At 73.8% G+C, this 20,213-nt stretch carries 15 protein-coding genes; 7 read left to right on the forward strand and 8 right to left on the reverse strand.

Annotated features, from left to right (window positions below):
* Nucleotides 1–112 precede the first annotated feature (112 nt).
* The 3 genes from A949_RS0100195 to A949_RS31875 are packed head-to-tail and all read left to right on the forward strand — an operon-like array spanning nt 113 to nt 5,231.
* The gene (locus A949_RS0100195) at nt 113–1,609 is read left to right on the forward strand and encodes an SCO6880 family protein (RefSeq protein WP_026004197.1); all 1,497 of its coding nucleotides are present in this window, start codon (nt 113–115) and stop codon (nt 1,607–1,609) included.
* Complete coding sequence (locus tag A949_RS31870) at nt 1,606–3,171, forward strand: ATP/GTP-binding protein (protein WP_019353995.1); 1,566 nt, start codon at nt 1,606–1,608, stop codon at nt 3,169–3,171. The genes A949_RS0100195 and A949_RS31870 overlap by 4 nt, the downstream gene beginning before the upstream one ends.
* Nucleotides 3,168–5,231, forward strand: a complete 2,064-nt coding sequence (locus tag A949_RS31875) for a type IV secretory system conjugative DNA transfer family protein (RefSeq protein WP_037705619.1) — start codon at nt 3,168–3,170, stop codon at nt 5,229–5,231. The genes A949_RS31870 and A949_RS31875 overlap by 4 nt, the downstream gene beginning before the upstream one ends.
* Here the strand turns inward: A949_RS31875 and A949_RS31880 are convergent.
* Nucleotides 5,203–6,369, reverse strand: coding sequence for a DUF418 domain-containing protein (locus tag A949_RS31880; RefSeq protein ID WP_019353997.1), 1,167 nt, complete (start codon nt 6,367–6,369; stop codon nt 5,203–5,205). The genes A949_RS31875 and A949_RS31880 overlap by 29 nt on opposite strands.
* A gap of 422 nt (nt 6,370–6,791) precedes the next feature.
* On the opposite strand from A949_RS31880, the gene A949_RS0100215 reads away from it, so the two are divergent.
* Complete coding sequence (locus A949_RS0100215; protein ID WP_026004198.1) at nt 6,792–9,677, forward strand: AfsR/SARP family transcriptional regulator; 2,886 nt, start codon at nt 6,792–6,794, stop codon at nt 9,675–9,677.
* 128 nt (nt 9,678–9,805) lie between these two features.
* Here the strand turns inward: A949_RS0100215 and A949_RS35280 are convergent, their stop codons facing one another.
* The 7 genes from A949_RS35280 to A949_RS37875 form a co-directional block, all read right to left on the reverse strand.
* The gene (locus A949_RS35280) at nt 9,806–11,248 is read right to left on the reverse strand and encodes an RICIN domain-containing protein (RefSeq protein ID WP_051019341.1); all 1,443 of its coding nucleotides are present in this window, start codon (nt 11,246–11,248) and stop codon (nt 9,806–9,808) included.
* Between the two features lie 285 nt (nt 11,249–11,533).
* Entirely contained in the window at nt 11,534–13,021 is a 1,488-nt protein-coding gene (locus A949_RS0100225) for an ATP-binding protein (RefSeq protein ID WP_019353999.1), read from the reverse strand.
* A 167-nt stretch (nt 13,022–13,188) separates the two neighbouring features.
* A complete protein-coding gene (locus A949_RS0100230; protein WP_026004199.1) occupies nt 13,189–14,688 on the reverse strand; it encodes an SCO6880 family protein in 1,500 nt (499 codons plus the stop codon).
* On the reverse strand, nt 14,675–16,036 hold the full coding sequence (locus A949_RS35285; protein WP_158687516.1) for a hypothetical protein: 1,362 nt from the start codon (nt 16,034–16,036) through the stop codon (nt 14,675–14,677). Before A949_RS35285 ends, A949_RS0100230 begins: the two co-directional genes overlap by 14 nt.
* Nucleotides 16,021–16,785, reverse strand: coding sequence for a hypothetical protein (locus tag A949_RS35290; RefSeq protein WP_019354002.1), 765 nt, complete (start codon nt 16,783–16,785; stop codon nt 16,021–16,023). Before A949_RS35290 ends, A949_RS35285 begins: the two co-directional genes overlap by 16 nt.
* 51 nt (nt 16,786–16,836) lie before the next feature.
* Nucleotides 16,837–17,154, reverse strand: coding sequence for a hypothetical protein (locus A949_RS0100245; RefSeq protein WP_019354003.1), 318 nt, complete (start codon nt 17,152–17,154; stop codon nt 16,837–16,839).
* A 13-nt stretch (nt 17,155–17,167) separates the two neighbouring features.
* Complete coding sequence (locus tag A949_RS37875) at nt 17,168–17,641, reverse strand: DUF6668 family protein (RefSeq protein WP_139141110.1); 474 nt, start codon at nt 17,639–17,641, stop codon at nt 17,168–17,170.
* A 273-nt stretch (nt 17,642–17,914) separates the two neighbouring features.
* Here A949_RS37875 and A949_RS37880 point away from each other — a divergent pair, with 273 nt between their 5' ends.
* The 3 genes from A949_RS37880 to A949_RS0100265 form a co-directional block, all read left to right on the forward strand.
* Nucleotides 17,915–18,946: a C40 family peptidase gene (locus A949_RS37880; RefSeq protein WP_063826232.1), complete on the forward strand. Its 1,032-nt coding sequence runs from the start codon at nt 17,915–17,917 to the stop codon at nt 18,944–18,946.
* On the forward strand, nt 18,943–19,653 hold the full coding sequence (locus A949_RS0100260) for a hypothetical protein (protein WP_019354006.1): 711 nt from the start codon (nt 18,943–18,945) through the stop codon (nt 19,651–19,653). The genes A949_RS37880 and A949_RS0100260 overlap by 4 nt, the downstream gene beginning before the upstream one ends.
* Before the next feature lie 31 nt (nt 19,654–19,684).
* Nucleotides 19,685–20,213: hypothetical protein (locus A949_RS0100265; RefSeq protein WP_026004200.1), on the forward strand; the 529-nt coding region annotated here is incomplete at its 3' end.

Below are 20,213 nucleotides of genomic sequence, written 5' to 3' on the forward strand. Positions count from 1 at the left end.
CGCGCGTCGGGGCCCGGCGCCGCACGCGGGCCTTTCCGCTCCACCGAGAGCCCCCACCAGTACAGGACTTCACCCCCTCTCCCCCCGCGGGACACGGAAGGAAGCCATACCCATGTCAAGCCATGCCGCATCGTCGAGTCCCACCTACGGGAACTGGCGCCGGCCGAGGCGGCCAGGTCTCGGGCCCTTCGGCATGATCGGAACGGCGGGCGTCTTCGGCGGACTCATCGTCACGCTGCTCGCCTCGCTGTTCTCACTGGCCGCCGCGATGGTCATCCTCGTTCCGACGGCGGTTCTCATCTCACCGCTGATGATGCGCACCCAGGACGGGCGCAACATGTATCAGCTGGTCGCCGTGCGCATCGCCTGGATGCGCCGCAAGTCCAAGGGGTCGACCACCTATGTGTCCGGCCCGCTGTCGCGGCGGGCCGCCGGACGGTTCCAGCCGCCGGGGCTGCTGGGACGGATGCAGATGCGCGAGGGCAGGGACGCCTACGACCGGAATTTCGGCGTCCTGTTCCACCGCAGCCGCAACCTCTACACCATCGTGCTGTGCTGCGAACCCGACGGCGGTTCCCTCGTCGACCCGGACCAGGTCGACAACTGGGTCGCCTCGTGGGGCGGATGGCTGGCGCGACTGGCCCACGAGCAGGGGCTGCGCGGTGCCTCGGTGATCGTCGAGACTGCTCCCGACTCCGGGACCCGGCTCGCGCACGAAGTGCTGCCGCGCCTCTCCCCCGACGCTCCCGCCGCCGCGCGGGCCGTGATGGAGGAGGTGGTCGAGCGGTATCCCCAGGCGTCCTCCGAGATGCACACCTACATCACCCTCACCTACGGCCTCCCGCCCGGTCAGAAGCTCAAGCACGACGAGTTGATCACCGATCTCGCCACCCGCATCCCGGGCATGCTCTCCGGGCTGGTGGGAGCGGGCGGCGGCGTCGCCTACCCGCTGTCCGCCGAGCGCATCGCCGAGGTCGTACGGGTGGCCTACGATCCGGCAGTCGCCGGTGAAGTCCTCGACATCCGTACCCAGTACGGCGGTACCGGCCTGGAATGGGACGACGCCGGCCCCTCCGCCTGCGTCGAGGATGTCGCCTCCTACCAGCACGACTCGGGTGTCTCCCGCACATGGATGCTCACCCTCGCACCTCGCGGCACCGTGCGGGCCAACGTGCTGCGCGGCCTGCTGGAGGCCTCGCCCGGCACCCGGCGCAAGCGGGTGGCGCTGCTCTACCGGCCCATCGACCCCGCGACCTCGGCCCGCATCGTGGAGGCCGACCGGCGCGCCGCACAGTTCATGGCCACCTCCGGACGCGGGATGGTCCAGGCCAGGGCCGCGACGGAGGTCCGCGCGGCCGAGCAGACGGCCCAGGAGGAGGCCACCGGCGCCGGACTCGTGGAGTTCTCCCTGATGCTGACCGTCACCGTGGACTCCGCCGAGGAACTCGCCGACGCCAGCGCCACCATGCGCAACCTCCAGGGAGCGGCACGGCTGTCCATGCGCCCGGCCGACCGGATGCAGGCGGCGGCCTTCAGCTGCACGCTCCCGGCCGGGATCCTCCCGTGGGAGCTGACGTTGATCCCGCGCGACCTGCGGGAGGCGCTGTGAGCCCGCGCGACAGCAGGAGCAGCGCACAGCAGCAGAAGAAGGCACCGCGCAGGGAGCCGATGGCGCCCTCCCGCGGCTGGCCGGGGCCCGGCGGCGGCCAGGTGGGCGGCATGGACCCGCCCACCATGTGGCGGGCCACGACGGTGCAGGCCTGCGGGCTGTGGCCGTTCGCGGCCGGCTCGGGAGCGCCGATGTCCGGCGTCCCGCTGGGCCAGCATCTGCACACCGGCGCGACCGTGTGCGGGGATCCGCTCTCCTGGTTCACCCGGGCCCGCTACATCTCCAACCCGTCGCTGTTCATGCTCGGCATGCCGGGTCTCGGCAAGTCCACCCTGGTCAATCGCATGCTGATCGGACTGTCGGCGACCGGTGTGGTGCCGCTCGTCCTGGGCGACCTCAAGCCCGACTACGCGGACACGGTGCGCGCCCTGGGGGGACAGGTGATCTCCATCGGGCGCGGCATGGGCGGCATCAACCTGCTCGACCCCGGCGCCATGGGAGCCGCGGCGGCCAGGATCGGCGGCTCGGCGGGGCAGGCGCTGGAGGCCGAGGCGCACGGACGGGTGCTGAACATGGTCGCGGCCCTGGTCACCATCGTCCGCAACCGCCCCATGGACGACCACGAGCAGGCAGTCCTCTCGGCCGTGCTGCACCATCTGCGGGAGCGGACACCGACGGGGCGGGCGCCGGTGCTCCCCGACGTGCTGAGAGTGCTCAGCGAGGGGCCGGACCGGGTCCGCGCCGTCACGCTGGACCGCGGGGACGAGTCCCGGTACCGGGATGCGGTCGATCCCCTGCACCGCTCGCTGCTGGGCATCCTGGACGGCCCGCTGGGCGACACCTTCGCCTCGGAGACCTCGACCCGTATCGACCTCAACACACCCGCCGTGTGCATCGACATCTCCCGGATCGGCGAGTCGGACACCCAGCTCACTGCGGCGGCGATGCTGGCGGCATGGTCCGACGGGCTCGGCTCGGTGGCCGCGTCCCACGCGCTGGCCGACGCGGGCCTGACCCCCCGGCGCTGGTTCTTCACCGTGCTCGACGAGCTGTGGCGGCCGTTGCGCGCCGCGTCCGGCATCGTCGACCGCATCGACGCGCTCACCCGCCTCAACCGCACACTCGGGCTGGGCGACGCCAAGATCACGCATACGCTCAAGGACGCGGAGTCGCTCGGTACCGAAGCCGACAAGGCGAAGGCGCGCGGCTTCGTGGAACGCGCCGGCATGGTCGTGTGCGCGGGGCTGCCGCGTGCGGAGATGGAGGAACTGGGCAAGATCGTCGGACTGTCCCAGCGGGAGATCGAGCTGGTCTCCTCCTGGTCGTCACCCCCGGGCTGGGCCATGACCGGCGAGCGTGAGGAACCCCCCGGTCGGGGCCGCTTCCTGGTCAAGGTGGGCGGCCGGCCGGGCCTGCCGATCAGGGTCAGCATCACCGACACCGAGCGCCACCTGCACGACACCAACACCCGCTGGGCGCAGAACCCGCAGCCGGCGGCGGAGGGAACCGGCGCGGCCGTCGAGGCGCGCACCGGACCGGACCAGGGCAGGAGAATCGCATGAGTCCGAGCGGGGCGGGGGGCGTGCACGGCCGGGATCTGTGGCCGTGGGCCATCGTGGGCGTGGTGGTGTGCGCCCTGACGACATCCGCCGGGATCTGGCTCGGCGGGACGCTGGGAGCCGCGCTGAACGGCACCGGCTGGCATCCTCCGGCGTTCTCCGTCACGCTGCCGGCCAGGCTGCTCACCGAGGGCTCCGGAGCACTGTGGCCGCAGGCGTCGCCCGTCGCGGTGTACTGCGGGATCGTGCTGGTCTTCGGGGCGGGCACGGCGGCGGTCGTCGTCCCCGTGTGGAAGCTGGTGTCCCGATCCCGGTCGCGCACCAAGGGCCTGGCCGGACGGCGGGAGCTGGCCGCCATGCTTCCGGCCGGTATCGCGAAGCGCGCTCGGGAACTGCGGCCCTCGCTCAAGAACGAGAGCGAACTGCACCCGGACCAGACCGGGAACCTGCTCGGCGATCTGGAACCGGACGGGCCCGAGCTGCGCTCCTCCTTCGAGGACGTGGAGCTGGACCTGATGGCGCCGCGGGCCGGCAAGTCCACCGGCATCGCGGTGCCCCGGGTGCTGCGGGCCACCGGCGCGGTGCTGCTGACCTCCAACAAGTCCGACGTCTACGCGGTCACCCGCGCGCAACGGCAGAAGACCGGTCTGGTGTGGACGTTCGACCCGCAGGGCATCGCGCACACTCCGCGCGGCATGTGGTGGAACATGCTGGCGGACTGTCACACCATCGAAGGCGCCCGCCGGTTGTCCGGGCACTTCGTCTCCTCCGTCAACGACGACGCCTCCAAGAAGGACTTCTGGATCTCGGCCGCCCAGAACACGCTCACCGCACTGTTCCTCGCCGCCGCGCGCGGCGGGGCCGCGGTCACCGACCTGCTCGGCTGGCTCGCCGACCCGGCCGACCGCACCCCGATCGATCTGCTGCGCGACGCCGGCATGGTGGCCATGGCCGAACAGCTCCAGGGCACCGTGCGCGGCGCGGTCGAGACCCGGGACAGCATCTACGAGACCGCACGGCAGTGCGTCGCCTGCCTGCTCGACCCGGAGATCGCCGCCTGGGTCCAGCCCGATCCCTCCCTGCCGGAGTTCCGCCCGCACGAGCACGTCCTGGGCCGCGACACCCTCTATCTGCTCTCCAAGGACGGCGGCGGCTCGGCAGCCGGTGTGATCGCCGGACTCGCGGACGCCACCCTGCGCGCGGGGGTGATGGCCGCCGAGCGGATGGGCGGCCGGCTCGACCCGCCGATGACGGCCGTGCTGGACGAGGCCGCCAACGTCTGCCGCATCTCCGACCTGCCCGACCTCTACAGCCATCTCGGCTCCCGCGGCATCAATGTCGTCACCCTGCTGCAGAGCTACCGGCAGGGCTCCCGGGTGTGGGGGGAGGCGGGCATGGACGCGCTGTGGAGCGCGGCCACCGTCAAGCTCCTGGGCGCGGGGCTGGACGACGCCGACTTCGTGGACAAGGTCTCCAAACTCGTCGGCCAGCAGGACGTGAAGACCGCCTCCTACTCGCGCAGCAAGGACGGCGGCTCGCACTCGGTCTCCTACCGGCTGGACCCCATCCTGCCCCCGGACCGGATCCGGGCCCTGCCCAAGGGCACGGCCCTGCTCCTGGCCACCGGGATCCGTCCGGCGCTCATCCGGCTGCGCCCCTGGTTCAAGGAACCGGGAGCCGGTGCCGTCTCCGCAGCTGCCGAGGCCGAGGCCGAGGCGATCACCCAGCGGGCCGCACAGGCGTGGACGGGACATCCCGCGGGTGCGGGAGCGCCCGCCGGCATGGGCGTCGGCGTGGAGCGCGGGGACTACGCGGACGGCGCCGGCGCCGGGTACCCGGCGGACGGTCTCCACCCGGGTGACGTCCCGTACCCAGCCGCTGCCGCGCTCCCGGCCGATGCCGGGTACCCGGTGGGACCCCCGTACCCGGGAGCGCCCGCGTACGAGGCGAGACCGGGCGCCGCGGGTGCCGACGCCGCGCGGAGCGGCGACGGCGTGCCGGACGGCGCGCCTCCCGGGCACTCCGACCAGTTGCTCAAGTGGACCCGCGGGGCGACGTCCTGACCACCGTGGCCGGAGGCGACCCCGGCCGGTGCCCGCGGCCCCGGGTCACGTTGTGCAGCAGCCACTCCACCGGCCCGTGCCGGAAGCGGCGCACCAGCCCGGCGCTGAGGGCCAGTTGCACCGCGTAGCAGCCGCAGCACCCGGCCAGTACGGGCACCAGGCCGACGCGGCCGCGGAGGGCGAGCCCGTATCCGGTGAAGACCAGCGCCATCACCAGTGACTGGGTCAGATAGTTGGTGAGCGCCACCCGCCCGGCGGCGGCGAGCATCCCGCCGAGCCGCCGGCCGCCCCGGGTACGCAGCACCAGCAGCAGTCCGCTGCCGTACGCGGCGGTCAGGGCCGGGGCGGTGAGCACACCGACGGCCGTACCGATGTCGTACCAGCGCTCGTCCAGCGGCCCGTTGCGGCATACGGCTGTCACGACACCGCCTGCCAGGCCGACGGGGAGCCCGTAGCCGACCAGCCGCCGTGCCCGGTCGCGGTACCGGTCGAACTCCGCGAGCAGCTGCCGCTTCCCCGCTGCCAGGCCCACCAGGAAGGCCGCCAGGATGTGCGGCGCGTAGAGCAGATCCCCGGCGAGCAGGTCGTGCCACTGCGCCAGATTGGCCTGCACGACGGACCCCGGACCTCCTCGGTAGGCCGCCGCTGCGGTATCCGTCCCGGGGACCGCGGCGCCGCCCGGCGCGGTGGCTGCGAGGGCGAGCAAGCCCCTGCCGAGCAGCAGGACGCCGAGGGAGACGACGAGCACGGCGGCCGCTCGAATCGCCTTGCGGGGGGCCAGCCCGCGGGCGGCGAACAGTGCCAGCCCCAGCGCCGCGTACGTCATCAGAATGTCGCCCGGGAACAGCAGCACGGCGTGTGCGAGCCCCAGGCACCACAGGCAGAGCAGCCGGCGAAGCTGCCGCCCAGCGAAGCCGGCGCCCGCGCGCTCGGCCGAGCGCGCCTGGAGGGTGAAGCTGTACCCGAAGAGGAAGGCGAACAGCAGATAGAACTTGGTGCTGACCAGTGCGGTGACGAGCCAGCAGGCGATCCTCTCCCCCACGGACCCGTACGGCCCCTGCCCCGCGTACGGATCGGCCATCACCTGCACGTTGACCAGCAGGATGCCGCACAGCGCGAAGCCGCGCAGCGCATCCACGTCCCGGATGCGCCGCGTCGGCTCCCGTGGTGTTCCCGGACCGGTGGGAGGCGCCGTCCGCCCTCCACGCTCCTCTTGCGGTACCAGCATCGAACACCATGACGGGGCGCACGGCGGAACGGTTCACCGCGTGCTGACCGAAGGAGGTTCCGCCCGTCGAGCCCCCGGTCCCGCCGGAGCCGCCCGCCGCGTGACGACCCGAGCTTCCCGCCGCGCGCGACCCCATGGGTGCGCCGCCGCTCGGTCGTCGGCCGCCCCAGGGCACGCGCCAGGCGCCGGACCCGCGCAGCCGAGGACCGGCCGGCCGGTCCCTCCGTGTGAGATCTCGAACACGTTACGTTCCGCAGTCCGGCCGGGAACCTCCCGGTGAGAAATACAACGGCATACTTCCGGATCGTTTACGCCTCGATAGAGTCGAACTCGTGAAGGTGAGCCATACGACCCCCCTGCGCATCGCTGTTTTAGGACCGGTCCGCGCCTGGCGCGGGGAGCAGGAGGTGGCCCTCGGGTCGCCGCAGCAGCGTGCCGCGTTCGCCGCGCTGCTGCTGCGCCGCGGACGGCCCGCGACGGTGGGCGAACTCGTGGACGCCATCTGGGGGGAGGAACCGCCGGCCGGCGCGGTCACCGTGCTGCGCACCTATGTGTCGCGGCTGCGCAAGGTGCTGGAGCCGGACCGGGGGTCCGGGCAGGCGCCGCGGGTGATCGTCTCCGCCGCGGACGGCTATCTCGTCCGCGTGGCCCAGGAGGGCTTCGACCTCGACGTGTTCGAACGACGCGTGGCCGAGGCGAAGAAGCTGCGCACCGGGGGTTCCCTGCGCGCCGCCGACGAGCTGCTGCAGGCGGCACTGGAGCTGTGGGACGGCCGGCCACTGGCCGGGGTACCCGGCCCGCTGGCCGTGACGGAGCGCTACCGGCTCGACGAGCAGTGGCTGAGCACCTGCGAGACCCATCTGGACATCGGTCTGGAGCTGGGGCGCCATGAGGAAGTGGCCGCCCGGCTGACGGCGCTGACGGCCGGGAACCCGCTGCGCGAACGGCTCTACGAACTGCTCATGCTGGCGCTGTACCGGTCCGGGCGGCAGGCCGAGGCCCTGGCGGCGTACGGCGAGATCCGCGGCACGCTGATCTCGGAGCTGGGAGTCGAGCCGGGCGCCGCACTGATGGATCTGCACACCCGGATGCTCTCCGCCGATCCGTCGCTGCGCGCACCGGCGCCGGCGCAGTCCTCCGGCGGCACCGCGGCGGACTCCCCGCAGCCGGCGTCCGCGGCACGCCCGGCCCAACTCCCCGCCGATCTGCCGATCTTCACCGGGCGGGAGAGCGAACTGGCCCAGACCCACAGCCTGCTGCCCGCCGACGGCGGGCATCCGAACGCGGTGGTGATCAGCGCGATCGGCGGCATGGCGGGGGTCGGCAAGACCACCCTGGCGGTGCACTGGGCGCACGAGATCGCCCACCGGTTCCCCGACGGCCAGCTCTACGTCAACCTGCGGGGCTTCGACGCGACCGGATCGGCGATGCCTCCGGACGAGGTCACCCATGGGTTCCTCGACGCGCTGGGCGTGCCTCCGGGGCAGATACCCGACCGCCCCGAGGGACGCACGGCGCTGTTCCGCAGTCTGCTCGCCGACCGGCGGGTTCTGCTGCTGCTGGACAACGCCCGGGACACCGAACAGGTGCGGCCCCTGCTGCCCACCGGTCCCGGATGCCTGGCCATCGTCACCAGCCGCAACCAGCTCACCGGTCTGGTCGCCAACGACGGCGCCCATCCGCTGACCCTGACCCCTCTCCCGCCGGCCGACGCCCGCGAGTTCCTGGCCCGGCGGATCGGCAGAGCCCGGATGGCGGCCGAGCCGGAGGCCGCCGACGAGATCATCGACTGCTGCGCACGGCTCCCCCTGGCGCTGGCCATCGTCGCCGCGCGCGCCGCCACCCACCCCGGCTTTCCGCTCTACGCGGTCGCCGAGGAGCTGCGGGACAACCACGGCAGCCTCGACGCGTTCGCCGGCGGCGACCTCAGCACCGACGTGCGGGCGGTGTTCTCGTGGTCGTACCGCGCACTGTCGGCCCCGGCCGCCCGGCTGTTCCAGTTGCTGGCCGCCGCGCCCGGACCGGACATCTCCGCGCCCGCCACGGCGGCCCTGGCGGGCCTCGACCTGCGCGAGACCCGCGGGCTGCTCATCGAACTCACGCACGCCCACCTGCTGACCGAGCACTTCCCCGGCCGCTACGCCTTCCACGACCTGCTGCGGATCTACGCCCACGAGCAGGCCGACCGCGAGGAGGGGGCGCCGGAGCGCGAGCGTGCGATCGAACGGATCCTCGTCTGGTATCTGCACGCCGCCGCCGCGACCTCCCGCTTCATCACTCCGAACCGGCCGCGGGTTCCGCTGGTTCCGCTGCCCGGGAACTGCGTCGCGCCCCGGTTCACCACCTACGACCAGGCCCTGAAGTGGTGCTCGGCCGAACGCGCCAATCTGATCGCGGCGATCAACCAGGCCGCCGCCGGGGACCACTCCGCCGTCGCCTGGCGGCTGACGGCCGTCCTGTGGGGCTTCTTCTACCTGCGCAGCCATACCAAGGACTGGCTCGCCTGCAACCGGGTCAGCCTGGCGGCGGCGCGCCGGGACGGCGACCCGAAGGGCACGGTCGAAGCGCTCACCGGTCTGGCCAATGCGCTGACCAACGCGGGCAGGCTGGACGAGGCCATCGACCACTACCATCAGGGACTGGCCGCCAAGCAGGCCGCCGGCGACGACAGCGGGGATTCGCAGATCGTCGGCAACCTCGGCGACGTCTGCCTGCGGGCCGGACGGGTCGAGGAGGCTCTGGTCCACCTGCACAGGGCGCTGGAGGCCGACCGGGCTCTCGGGAACGGCTGGGGCGAGGGCATCTGCCTGAACAACCTGGGCGAGGCCCATCTGCGACTGGGCCGGCTCGACGAGGCACGCGGCTACCTGGAGCGGGCGCTGGAGGTGCAACGCGCCACCGACAACACCTGGGTGGAGGGCATCTCGCTGGACTTTCTGGGCACGGTGCACCACCGCCTCCAGCACCACGACGCGGCCGTCGAGCACTACCGGCACGCGCTCACCAAGCACCGGGCGGTCGGCAACCGGTGGGGCGAGGCACAGACCATCGAGCACCTGGGCGACGTCCACCTGGCCGCCGGCGCGCCGGATGCCGCACGCGAGCAGTGGAGCCGCGCACTGGCGCTGCTGGAGGAGTTCAACCACCGGGACGCCGCGGGAATCCGCGAGAAGCTCCGCACACTGGACGGCGAGCCCGACAGCACACCGCGGGACTGACCGCCCGCCGGTGGCGCATCGGCGGCCCGGGAACCGGTTCCCCGGCCGTCACCGGCGACCGGGCGGCGCGGGGGGGGCGGGTCGGCCGGCGCCCGGGGGCCGCTGCCGTTCCGGGCCGGGCCGGGACCTCACGGCTTCTCGAAGCGCCACTGGTGGTCGTCCGCGTCGTCGCAACCGTAGATCAGCAGCGGGACGTTCGTCCTCTCCCCGGCACCGGCCACGTCGAGGCACTGGTTGCCACTCTCGTGGTTGCGGATCCAGTACGTGCCGTTGGAGCGCTTGTCGAGCCACCAGAGCTGGTTGTCGTTCTTGGGACGGCAGTGGTATTCGGTCACCGGAGACCGGGCGGCCTTGGGACCGAAACCGGCCAGATCCAGGCACAGGTTGTCCTTGACGTTCCGGATCAGGTAAAGGTCCGCCTTGCCGGGCCCGCCGTCCTTCTCCTTCAGATCCAGCTTCCACCGCTGGTTGCCGCCGCGGGCACCGGCGGTGGTGTCGCAGGCGCCCTGCTGGACCCGGCCGTCCGGCTTGCCCTTGCCGGTGCCCGGAATATCCAGGCAGCGGCCGGTCTTCCGGTTCACGACCATGGTCACCCCGTGCGGGATGCGGCTGCGACCCGGTGCCTTCTTGACGTCCTCGTGCTTGTCCTTGTCGCCGGAGGACTTCTCGTCGGAGGAGCCGGGGTCCTTCTCGGTGTTCTCGGCGTCGTCGGCGTCGGGCTTCTCGGGCTCCGAGTCGGCCGACTTCGGCTTGTCCTTCCTGTCCGCGTCCTTTTCCCCGGGCGAGGGGGACCCGGACGGGGAACCGCTGGGGAACGGCGGGCGGGAGGGGCGCACCGACCCGCCCGGGCCGCGGTCCGGCTGCTCCTTCGGATCCTCGACCCGGATCTTCCCGTCAGCCCTGTCGCCGCTGCCCCCGCTGCTGGCCCCGGCCAGCGCCAGCGGCGTGGTGACCAGTGCCGCCACCGCGACGGCCACGCCCCCGACCACCCACGGCTTCTTGAGCAGGCTGGTGGGCACGAACTCCACGTCCGAACCGCGGTTCGCACCGCCTTCGGCCTTCCGGGAGCCGGGCGAGCGCGCCGGGCGGGACGGGCGCCGGATGGAGGGCATGGACGGCCGCGGGAGCGACGGCAGCGCGGTACGCGACCGGGCCTCGGCCGGCGGCGGCTGCCCGACGGGCGCGTCCGCCGCGCTCGCGTCGGCGGCCGCCGGTCCGGGCGGGGCCGCGGGGACAGCTTCCGCGGCGCCGGCAGCACCGTCTCCGGGGACATCGCCGTCCGCGGCGTCCTGCCCCACCAGCCGGCTGGACCCGTCGGGACCGACCTCGACGCGCACCGCGTAGCCGGTCGCCGGGTTGGAGATGGCCGCCGTGACCGGGTCGTCCCGCAGTTGCGCGTACCCGTGCAGGGTGTCCAGGATCGCGGTGTCCAGCGGCTGCTCCCCCAGCACCGGAACCGGGTCGCCGTCGATCGACGCGGCGCCCTCGCCGGTGATGACGACGTCGAAGGAGGCGGGTTCGGACTGCTCCGGCGGCGTGTCCGGCGGCCGTGCTGCTCCGTCCTCGCTCATGACTGCACCACTCCCTGACGACTCGGCTTGCGACGAACGAACTCCCGGCTGGGCAAGGGCTCCTGGAGGGGTCGGTGCAAGGGCAGCCGGTGGCGGCCTTGCACCGACCCGTCTCCGTCCGCTCTCCGGACCGGGCCCGGGGCGCCGAACGGGGAGCGCGCCCCGGACCCGGCTCGGGCGGAGACCCGGGTGGGGGCCCGGCCTCCGCCTCTGTTCACGGATCGGCGGCCGGAACGGTTCACCAGCGGGGGCCGGAAGGCCGGGCCCGGCGGTCCGGCGCACCGCTCAGGCCGTCTTGTTCCAGCGCTTGTTGGTGTTGTTGACGTCCATTTCCCCGGCGGTCAGGTCCACATGGACGGGGATGCCGGGGCGGCTGCCGACCTTGACGAGGAAGTTGCCGAGGCCGGGCGGGTCGGCCTGGCGACTGCGGGAACTGTCCCAGGCCGGCGGCGTGGACCAGTCGACCAGCAGCCGCTTCTCCACCTCGGTGAGCTCCACCACCTGCGCCAGCTGCGGCATCTCGGCCGGGGGCAGACCGGCGCAGACGACCATGCCCGCACGCTCGACGAAGCCCTTGGCCTTGATGCGGTCCTCCTCGGTGGGCAGCGCGAGCAGGTCGCCGATGGTGTGGGTGACCATGGCGAGCCCCACACCGCGCTGCCGGTCCAGCCGGGTGAGGGCGTTGACCCGGTCGACCAGTCCCCGGCCGGCCTGCAGCACCCGCCACAACTCGTCCATCACCAGGAAGTGGTTGCGCTGCGGCTCCAGTCCGGCGTCCGCGAGCGCGTGCGCCGCGGAGACCGCGCCGAACCCGTAGGACCAGCAGGACAGCAGCGCGGCGGCCTGGAGCAGGGTCTCGCTGTCGTCGATGTTGCTGACGTCGAAGCACACCGGCCGGTCGAGCTTCATCGGCTCGGTGGTCGGACGGGCGAACGAGTCCCCCAGCAGCCCGTCTCCCAGCAGCGCGGTCAGCGACGCCTCCAGGTTCTCGGTGATGTCCCGGTAGCGGGTGATGTCGCCGCGGTCGAGGGCGACGGCGCGCACCGGCTCCGGGGCCTCCTTGATGACCTGCACCAGGTCCGCGAGAACCGGCGTCCGGCCGGGACCGTGCCGGTCGTCGAGGACGTCCAGGGCCGCGGCCAGCACGGTCTCCTCGCGGTCGCTCGGCGGCTCCGAGCGCAGAATGGTCACCAGTGCGGACACCATGTGCAGCCGGCGGCTGTGGGTGGCGGCCAGCAGCTGCCGGCGCGCGTCCCCGGTGAGCCGGGCGGCCGCCGCCGTGGACTCCCCCGGGTCGAGGACGTTGAGGTGCCCACGCCCCCGGCCCAGACTGATGACCTGCCCGCCGATCGCGCGGATGAGGTCGACGTAGTCGGGCTTCAGGTCGCCGAAGATGAGCGGGTGGACGCCGTAGCCGGACAGGCCGAGCGCCATCCGCCGCACCACGGTCGACTTGCCGAGTCCGGGGCGGCCCAGGACGAACATCGACGGGTTGGCCAGCAGGCCCGTGCGCATGAACCAGCTCACCGGGTCGCAGCAGACCGTGGCGCCCGAGTCCAGGTCGCGGCCGAGCGGCACCCCCACCATCGGGGTTCCCGCTCCGGCGCCGAACGGCCACAGGCCGCAGACCTGGACGGAGGTGCCGCGCCATTCCGGTGCGGGATCGACATAGCCGACCATGCCGCCGCCCCGCCCGGGCCAGCCCCGCGCGGTGGCCCGCGGCAGGCTCGGGCCGGTACCGCGTGCCCGCGTCTTCTCGGCCTTACGTGCCATCAAGTCCTCCTGTGCTGTGTGGCCGCGTCCGGGGGCGCCCCCGCCCGGTCCCCCGATCCGCGGGTACGTGGTGGCCGGCTCCTCGGCCGCCCGCGCCGCTGACGGAAACGCGGCCCCTGCTGCGACGCATGGGCGGATTCCGGCGGCGCAGCCGGTCGTCCTCCGCGCTACATCGCGTCCCGTACGGTCTGCGGCAGCGCGGTGTGCAACGGCAGCACCAGGCCGAGGGGCAGCGCGGCGGCGAAGGCGGCGGCCTGCGAGCCGTATGCGGGCCGGACCGCGATGCGGGCGGCCGGTGCCAGGTTGTCCACCGCCGCGGTGGCCCGGGGCAGGTCCTCGGCCGAGTCGACGGTCGCGGTGATCAGCAGACCGAACTGGATCACCCCGTGCCCCTGTGCCTGCTCCTCGGCCGCCTTCCGGGCCGCCACCACCTCCGCGTCGTCGCTCGCCCGGCCGATCGGCTGCTGCTGTGCGGTGAACAGCGCGTTCTTGTAGTCCTGCTGGACGACGCGGGCGCCCTCGGCGCGGCTGTGCGGACGGTAGAGCAGCGTGACCCGCTTGCGGGCGATGTCGCGGCTGGGCTGCACCAGCCCGGTCAGCACGTTGGAGAACACCTCGCCCTGCGGTGCCTCGGTCATGACCCAGGTGATGCTGTGCACCCCGTCGTGCCGGTAGTGGTCCCACTCCTCCTGCGCGGCGGTCGGACCCGCCTCGTCCCAGGTGAGCCCGGTGCCTCCGGCGGCGCGTGCCTCCTCGACCAGCTGCGCGACGGTCGGGTCGTAGGCGACCCGCACCGCCTCGGCGAGTCCGGTCGCCGTCATCGGGACGGCTGTGCCCGCGCCCGTCATGGACAGTCCGGCGGTCAGTCCCGGCAGCCGGGTCCCGATGTGCACCGCCATCTCCTCGACGTTGCGGCGCGGCGCCCCGGCGCGGGCCGCGCCCGAGTAGGTCAGCGCGATCCGGGTGCTGATCTGCGCCGAACCGCTGGGATAGGCGGCGACGACGTCACGGAGCATCTCCCGGGCCAGGTCCGGCGCGTCGTCGACGGCGTTGGCCCCGATCTCCTGCTGGAGCCGGACTCCGGGATCGGGTGCGGTCTCCACGGTGACACTGGCGGCCACGAGTCCCGGTTCGGTGCCGAGCGCCGAGAGCCACTGGCCCCAGTGGGCCACCCAGATGTCGACCTGCCGCTCGTCGACCAGCGCCGCGCCGTCCGCGTCGCAGGAGACGACCACCGTGTGGTGGTTGGTCGCGGGCACGGTGAGGACGGCGAACGGGCGGCCGTAGCCGTCCTGCGCCTCGCTCAGGGACGACTGCGCGGCCAGCCCCGGCAGCCGGCAGCTGCCGCTGCCCGCCCGGCCCAGCGGACCGGACCGGTAGAGGTTGCCGCCGGAGGAGGTGGTGCGCCACCAGGCGAGCCGTACCGCGCCGCGCTGCATCAGGGTGCGGCCGTGCCGGTCGCGCACCGCCAGCGGCGCCATGGCCAGCGCCAGCACGACGGCCAGGGCCAGCGCGATCCACACGGAGACCAGCGTGCTGAGGACGACGGCGATCAGGCCGCCGAACAGCAGCATGGTCGCCCCCAGCGACAGGCCCCGCAGCCCGGAGGCGCGCGGCTTGCGGAAGTTGCCGTAGGTGCGCGGGCCGGTTCCTTCAGTCACTGCCATGGGGTTCCCCCTGCTGCTCGTCGCGGTGTCGGTGGGTGGCCGTCGAAAGCACGGAGGGGAGCGTCTCCTTGACGGCCGTGGGGCCGGCCGGGTCGGCGGGATCGCCCGGGGCGGTCTGCTCCACCTCTCCGGGGCGGTCGGGCAGGGCCGCCGGACGCGACGGGCCCACGCGCCGGTCGGCGGCGGAGTGTTCGGATCCTGGCGTCGCCTGCGGTCCGCCGGCGCCCTGTGCGGGCCGGCGGCTGCCCGCGGCGTGCCCCGGACTGCTGCGTGCGCCGGTGGCGTCCCCGCGCTCCCGGACCAGGGTGGCGCCGGAGACCGACCGTCCGGCTGCCGGGCCGCGCAACTGCGGCACGGCCAGCGCGCCGCCGGCCACGACCCGGCCGCCGCCGGAGCCGGAGGACGAGCCGCCGCCGAGGCCCGCGGTCGTCGCCTGCACCGCGGGGGCGGCGAGGCGGAGCAGCGCGGGGAGGGTGCAGCAGGCCAGCACCAGCAGGACGACGCCCGAGACCATGGAGATGATCTCGTTGCCCTCCCCCTTCGGCGCGTCGCCGGCCATGGAGAACGCGGCCGCGTACACGACCGCCGCGGTGGGTTTGTAGAGCACGAAGGCCAGCAGCCAGCCGACGGACTTGCGGAACCAGGCCCGTCCGGACGGGGTGGAGCTGGCCGCGGCGGACAGCGGGAGCGTGCCGGTGAGGATCACCAGCAGCGCCACCCGGGCGATCATGAGGGCGATCTGCACCAGCCCGGCCCCGATCACCAGCAGGGACATGATCAGCACGAGGAAGGAGGAGTCCGTGCCGCCCAGCGCGAGCATGGCCGAGACGCGCTCGTCGAACTCGTCGACACACTGCTCGACCGGCTCTCCGGCGGTGCTGAGCTGCTCGCAGCCGGTCGACCTGTCGATGATCCAGACGCTGAACCGGTCCCCGGCCACGGTCAGCAGGTTGACCGTGGCGACCCCCGCGGAGGAGACGACGACCAGGTTGAGCAGCCCTCGCACGGCCTGCTTCCCGGGTTCGCCGCGCCGCTGCCAGGCGATGTGCCCGGCCGCGATCACCAGGCACAGCACGGCGGTGAAGGAGGTGAACCACAGGGTGGAGCCGCGCAGGAACGCCGCGGGTCCGCTGTCGTAGCTCAGCAGGGGGCTGTCGATGTCCGTCCACGCGCTGCCGAGTGCCTTGACGGTGTCGGCGGCCGCCTGGGCGGCGCTGTCGACGATGTTGTCGAACGCGCTGTCGCCGAGGTCCTTCGGGCCCGTGCCCTCCCCGTCGCCCACGCAGTACCCGCCGACCGTGGGGCGCACCCAGCCGAAGTCGCAGCCCGCCATCACACACCACCCCATTCGACGTATCCGGCCAGGGAGTCGACCGGGGCGGGCGCCGGCGGATCGGCCGGGTAGTCCAGCTTCCAGTCGCCGTCCCGCCACAGCACGGTGGTGGCGGCGGCCTGCATCCGGCCGTCCTGGAACCGCCACACGGTGCGGATCACGGCCGTGCTTGCGGTGTAGCTCACGAAGTCGAACCCGGCGATCTGGCCCTGGGCAGCGCCCTCCCGGGCCCGCGGGTCCGCCGTGCGCTCCGAGGCGGCCCGGGCCTTCAGGTAGGGCTCCCGGCCCTCACCGACGGTCTGCGCGCGGGTGACGTCCTGCCAGTCCTCGGCAGCCAGATAGCGGACACTGATCTGACTGGTCGCCAGCAGCGCGCCGAGCGGGGTGTGCGCGTAGCAGCGCGCCACGTCCTTCTCGACCACGGCCGGGCCCGCCGCCTTCGACGAGGGAAGGGCGACGGAGTGGAACAGCTTCCAGTCCACGCCCTCCGGCGGAGCGGTGGGGACCTTCCTGCCCGTGTCCTCCGGTTCGGGGCAGTCACCGCGGTCCGCCGCGGCGGACGGGGGTGGCTGCCCGGCCCCGGCGTCCGTGCCCGGGGCCGGCGAGACGGCGCCGGAGCGGCTCTCCGGTGCGTCGGAGGAGACGAGGACCGCCACTCCGACGACGGCGACGAAGCCGATGAACGCGACCGCGAGGACGAAGCCGTTCCGCAGCCAGGGGCTGCGCGACTCGTCGCTTCCCGCGCGGCTGCCGGGCTCTGCCATGTCCCTTCCCCTCCCTGTGATCCGCATCGCTGCGCAGTCCGTGGCGGCCCGTCAGACGAGGGCGCCGACGATGCCGGAGGCGGAGCCCACCAGCAGGCAGGCGCCCAGCACATAGCCCAGCCCCTTGGCGTGCTCGCGTCCTCCGCCCCGGGAGTGGTCCAGCGCCATCCGCGCCGCGACCCCGAAGATCCCCGCGACGCAGAGCGCCGTGACCGTCCATGCCACCCACTTGAGAACCGTCAGCAGTCCGTCGGCACCGGGCGGCGCCGCGCCGCCGCCGACGTCCGGAGGCCCGGAGGGCACCGACCCGGCGGCGAGCGGGGCGAGTTCCTGTGAGGCGGCGGAGACGGCCGCCAGCAGAGTGGACATGCGGGGTTCCCCTTCAGGCGGGTCGGATGAGTCGGGTCAGATCGCGTGCCAAGGGCGCGCATTCCTTGGGGAGATGGGTCAGTGGCGACTCCCCGAGCCGCCACTGCTCCACCCACGGGATCTCCCACAGCCGGGGCACGGCGCCGGAGACGAGGTACAGCAGGTCGCGCAGGGCCCTGGGCCGGCGGCCGGGGGCGTCGGCGACGACGACCAGGCCCAGCAGGTCGATGCCGGTGACGAGTTGCGAGGCCCACTGCTGCGCGGCGCTCTGCACGGCCTTCAGGCCGCCCGCGTCGGAGCGCGCCACGAGGACGACCGGCTGCGGCGTCCCGGCCGAGGGCCAGGCGCGGCCCGCGTCCCGGCCGCCGGGCACCGCCTGCTCCAGGGTGCTGACCCCGGCGCCGCCGTGGACGCCCAGCCACCACCAGCCGTGCCCGGCGTCCTGTCGTGTCGGGGCGACGGGCAGCATCCGGTCCGGCCACGGCACCCCGCCCTGCGGGGCGGTCGGACCGGTGACCGGCGTCGGACCGTCCTGAACCGATCGCCGCGGCTCCCCGTTGTTGCCCCCCGAAGGGTGGGCCGGAGTCGGAGAAAGCCAGGGGTTGGAAACCGGCACTTCCCCGGTCATGGCCTCTCCCTTCGGCGGCGTGCTCGACGCCGCGCTCGAACTCATGGGTGGTCACGTGGTTCCACGTGCTGGATTTCGGACTGCGGACCCTCATACGGACTTTCGCCGGAACTGGTTCAAGAGGGGGTGCGGATGCCCGCAACCGCGTTGAGGGTGGCCGGGGGTGTCGCAGCCGGTCTGCTCGCCATGCTGGTCGGGCTGTCCGTCGTGGCGGCCGCCGAGGAGGAGGAAGCCGGCGCTCCGGTCGGGCTGGTGACCACGCTCGACTCCCGGAGCGTCCCGCCGGAGTACGTGGCGTGGGTCGAGCGGGCCGGACACGAGTGCGCAGAGGTCAGCGCCCCGCTGATCGCCGCGCAGATCGACGCCGAGTCGGGCTGGAACGCCACTGCGCGCAGCCACGCCGGGGCGCAGGGGCTGAGCCAGTTCCTGCCCGGTACCTGGAAGACCTGGGGGGTGGACGCGGCGGGCAGGGACGGGAGTTCCGAACCGGACGGGACCGCCGACCCGTTCACCCCCGGCGACGCCATCATGACCCAGGCCCGCTACGACTGCTGGCTCGCGAAGAAGGTGGCGCCGCTGGGCAACGGCGCGGACCTGACCCGGCTGCTCCTCGCCGCCTACAACGCGGGACCGGGCGCGGTCCAGGAGTTCGGCGGACTGCCGCCGTATCCGGAGACGCAGAGCTACGTCACCAGGATCATCGCGGCGATGACCGGCTATTCCGGCGGCACGGCGGACGAGGAGGGCGGCCCGTTCGGCGACCGCGTGGTGGCCTACGCCAAGAAGTGGCTGGGCACCCCGTACGCGTGGGGAGGCGGCGGCCCGGAGGGCCCGAGCCGGGGCTTCGCGCAGGGGGCGGACACGGTGGGGTTCGACTGCTCCAGCCTGGTCCAGGCGGCCGTCTACCACGCCAGCGGCGGCCGGACGCTGCTGCCCCGCACCTCGCAGGTCCAGGTCACCGCGGGCGAGCCCGTGGAGCGGGACGCGCTGCGGCCGGGCGACGTGATCGGCTTCGACCTGCACGGCAGCTTCGACCACATCGGCATCTACATCGGAAACGGGCAGTTCATCCACGCGCCGAGGACCGGCGACGTGGTGAAGATCAGCCGGCTCGGTGACAGCTACTACACCAGCAGGCCCCAGAAGGTGAGAAGGTTCGGATGACAGCACTTGGTCGGCGCGCCGGGACCGCGGCGGCGGTACTCACGCTCACACTCGCCGCCACCCTGGCCGGCTGTGGCTCCGAGGACGAGGGCGCCGCCGCGACCGGAGGCGCCACGCGGCCGCCGGGAGCGGGCACTTCGGCCTCGCACCCGCCGTCGGCGGCGGAGCCGTCGGCGTCGTCGGCGCCGCCGGCCGCGGACGACGACCCCTCGCAGTCGCCCTCGCCCAGCGGTTCGGCGGAGAAGAGGACGCGGGGCACCCCGAAGGGCGGCGTCCCGAAGCCGGGGGACGTGGACGGGAGGAGCCCCGACGAGGTCGCCGAGGGGACGCTCACCGCGATGTGGACGCACGACACCGCCGTCGACGACGGGCCCGGGGACGCGGCTCGGCGCACCGCGGACGCCGGCTGGCTGACCCGCTCGTACGCGCGGCAGCTCGCGGACCGCCGCGGCGGTCCGGCGCCCGGCGCCCAGTGGCAGCGGTGGGCGGACCACCGCGCCTACACCACCGTCGCGTTGGACCGGACCGAGGACGCGGCGAAGCCGGAGGACACCGGGACCGTGGCCTGGCGGCAGCTGACCGTCACCGCCACCCCGCACGGGCGCGACGGCTGGACGCGGGAGCCGGCTCCTGTGGTGGCCTACGTGCACCTCGTCCGGAAGTCCGCCGGCGCGGAGTGGCGGGTCGCCGACGTCACCGTGCGCTAGCGCCGGGGAATACCACCAGGAAGGGAGCTCCATGCCCACCACCTACGAGCCCGCCGAGGTACCCGGCTGGCCGGCCTACGCCTTCGTCGTGCGGGACAGCGGCCGGGTGGCCGTCTCCGGCCCGCTGCTGCCCGCGGCCGAACACCCCACCCGGGCCTCGGCCGTGGACGCGGTGGCCGATGCGGCCGCGGGGCTCGGACGGCCGGTGCGGGCCGAGGCGACCGAACGGGACGGCACCGTGTGGCACCTGGTGATCTCACCGGACGGAGCGGTCGGCGAACTGTCCGTCGGCGCCCGGCAGGGCAAGGCGTCCAGGAAGCGCACCGCGCCGGGTCGTGCCCGCCGCCCGGATTCCGGTCAGGCGCGGTCGGCACCGGAGCCCGTCACCGCCGCGCCCGTCGCGGGAGCGGTCACCCCCGAAGCCCTCTCCGAGGCCGTCGCCCGCCTCGACGGGTACGCGGCGGCGGGCCGCGCGGAGGAGGCCGAGACCCTGGCCGCCCAGCTCGACGAACACGCCGCGAACGCGCTCGGCCTCTCCCACCCCGACGCGCTGCTGGTCC

The sequence above is a fragment of the Streptomyces sp. AA1529 genome (assembly GCF_000280905.1).
In the GTDB taxonomy this organism is placed as follows: Bacteria; Actinomycetota; Actinomycetes; order Streptomycetales; family Streptomycetaceae; genus Streptomyces.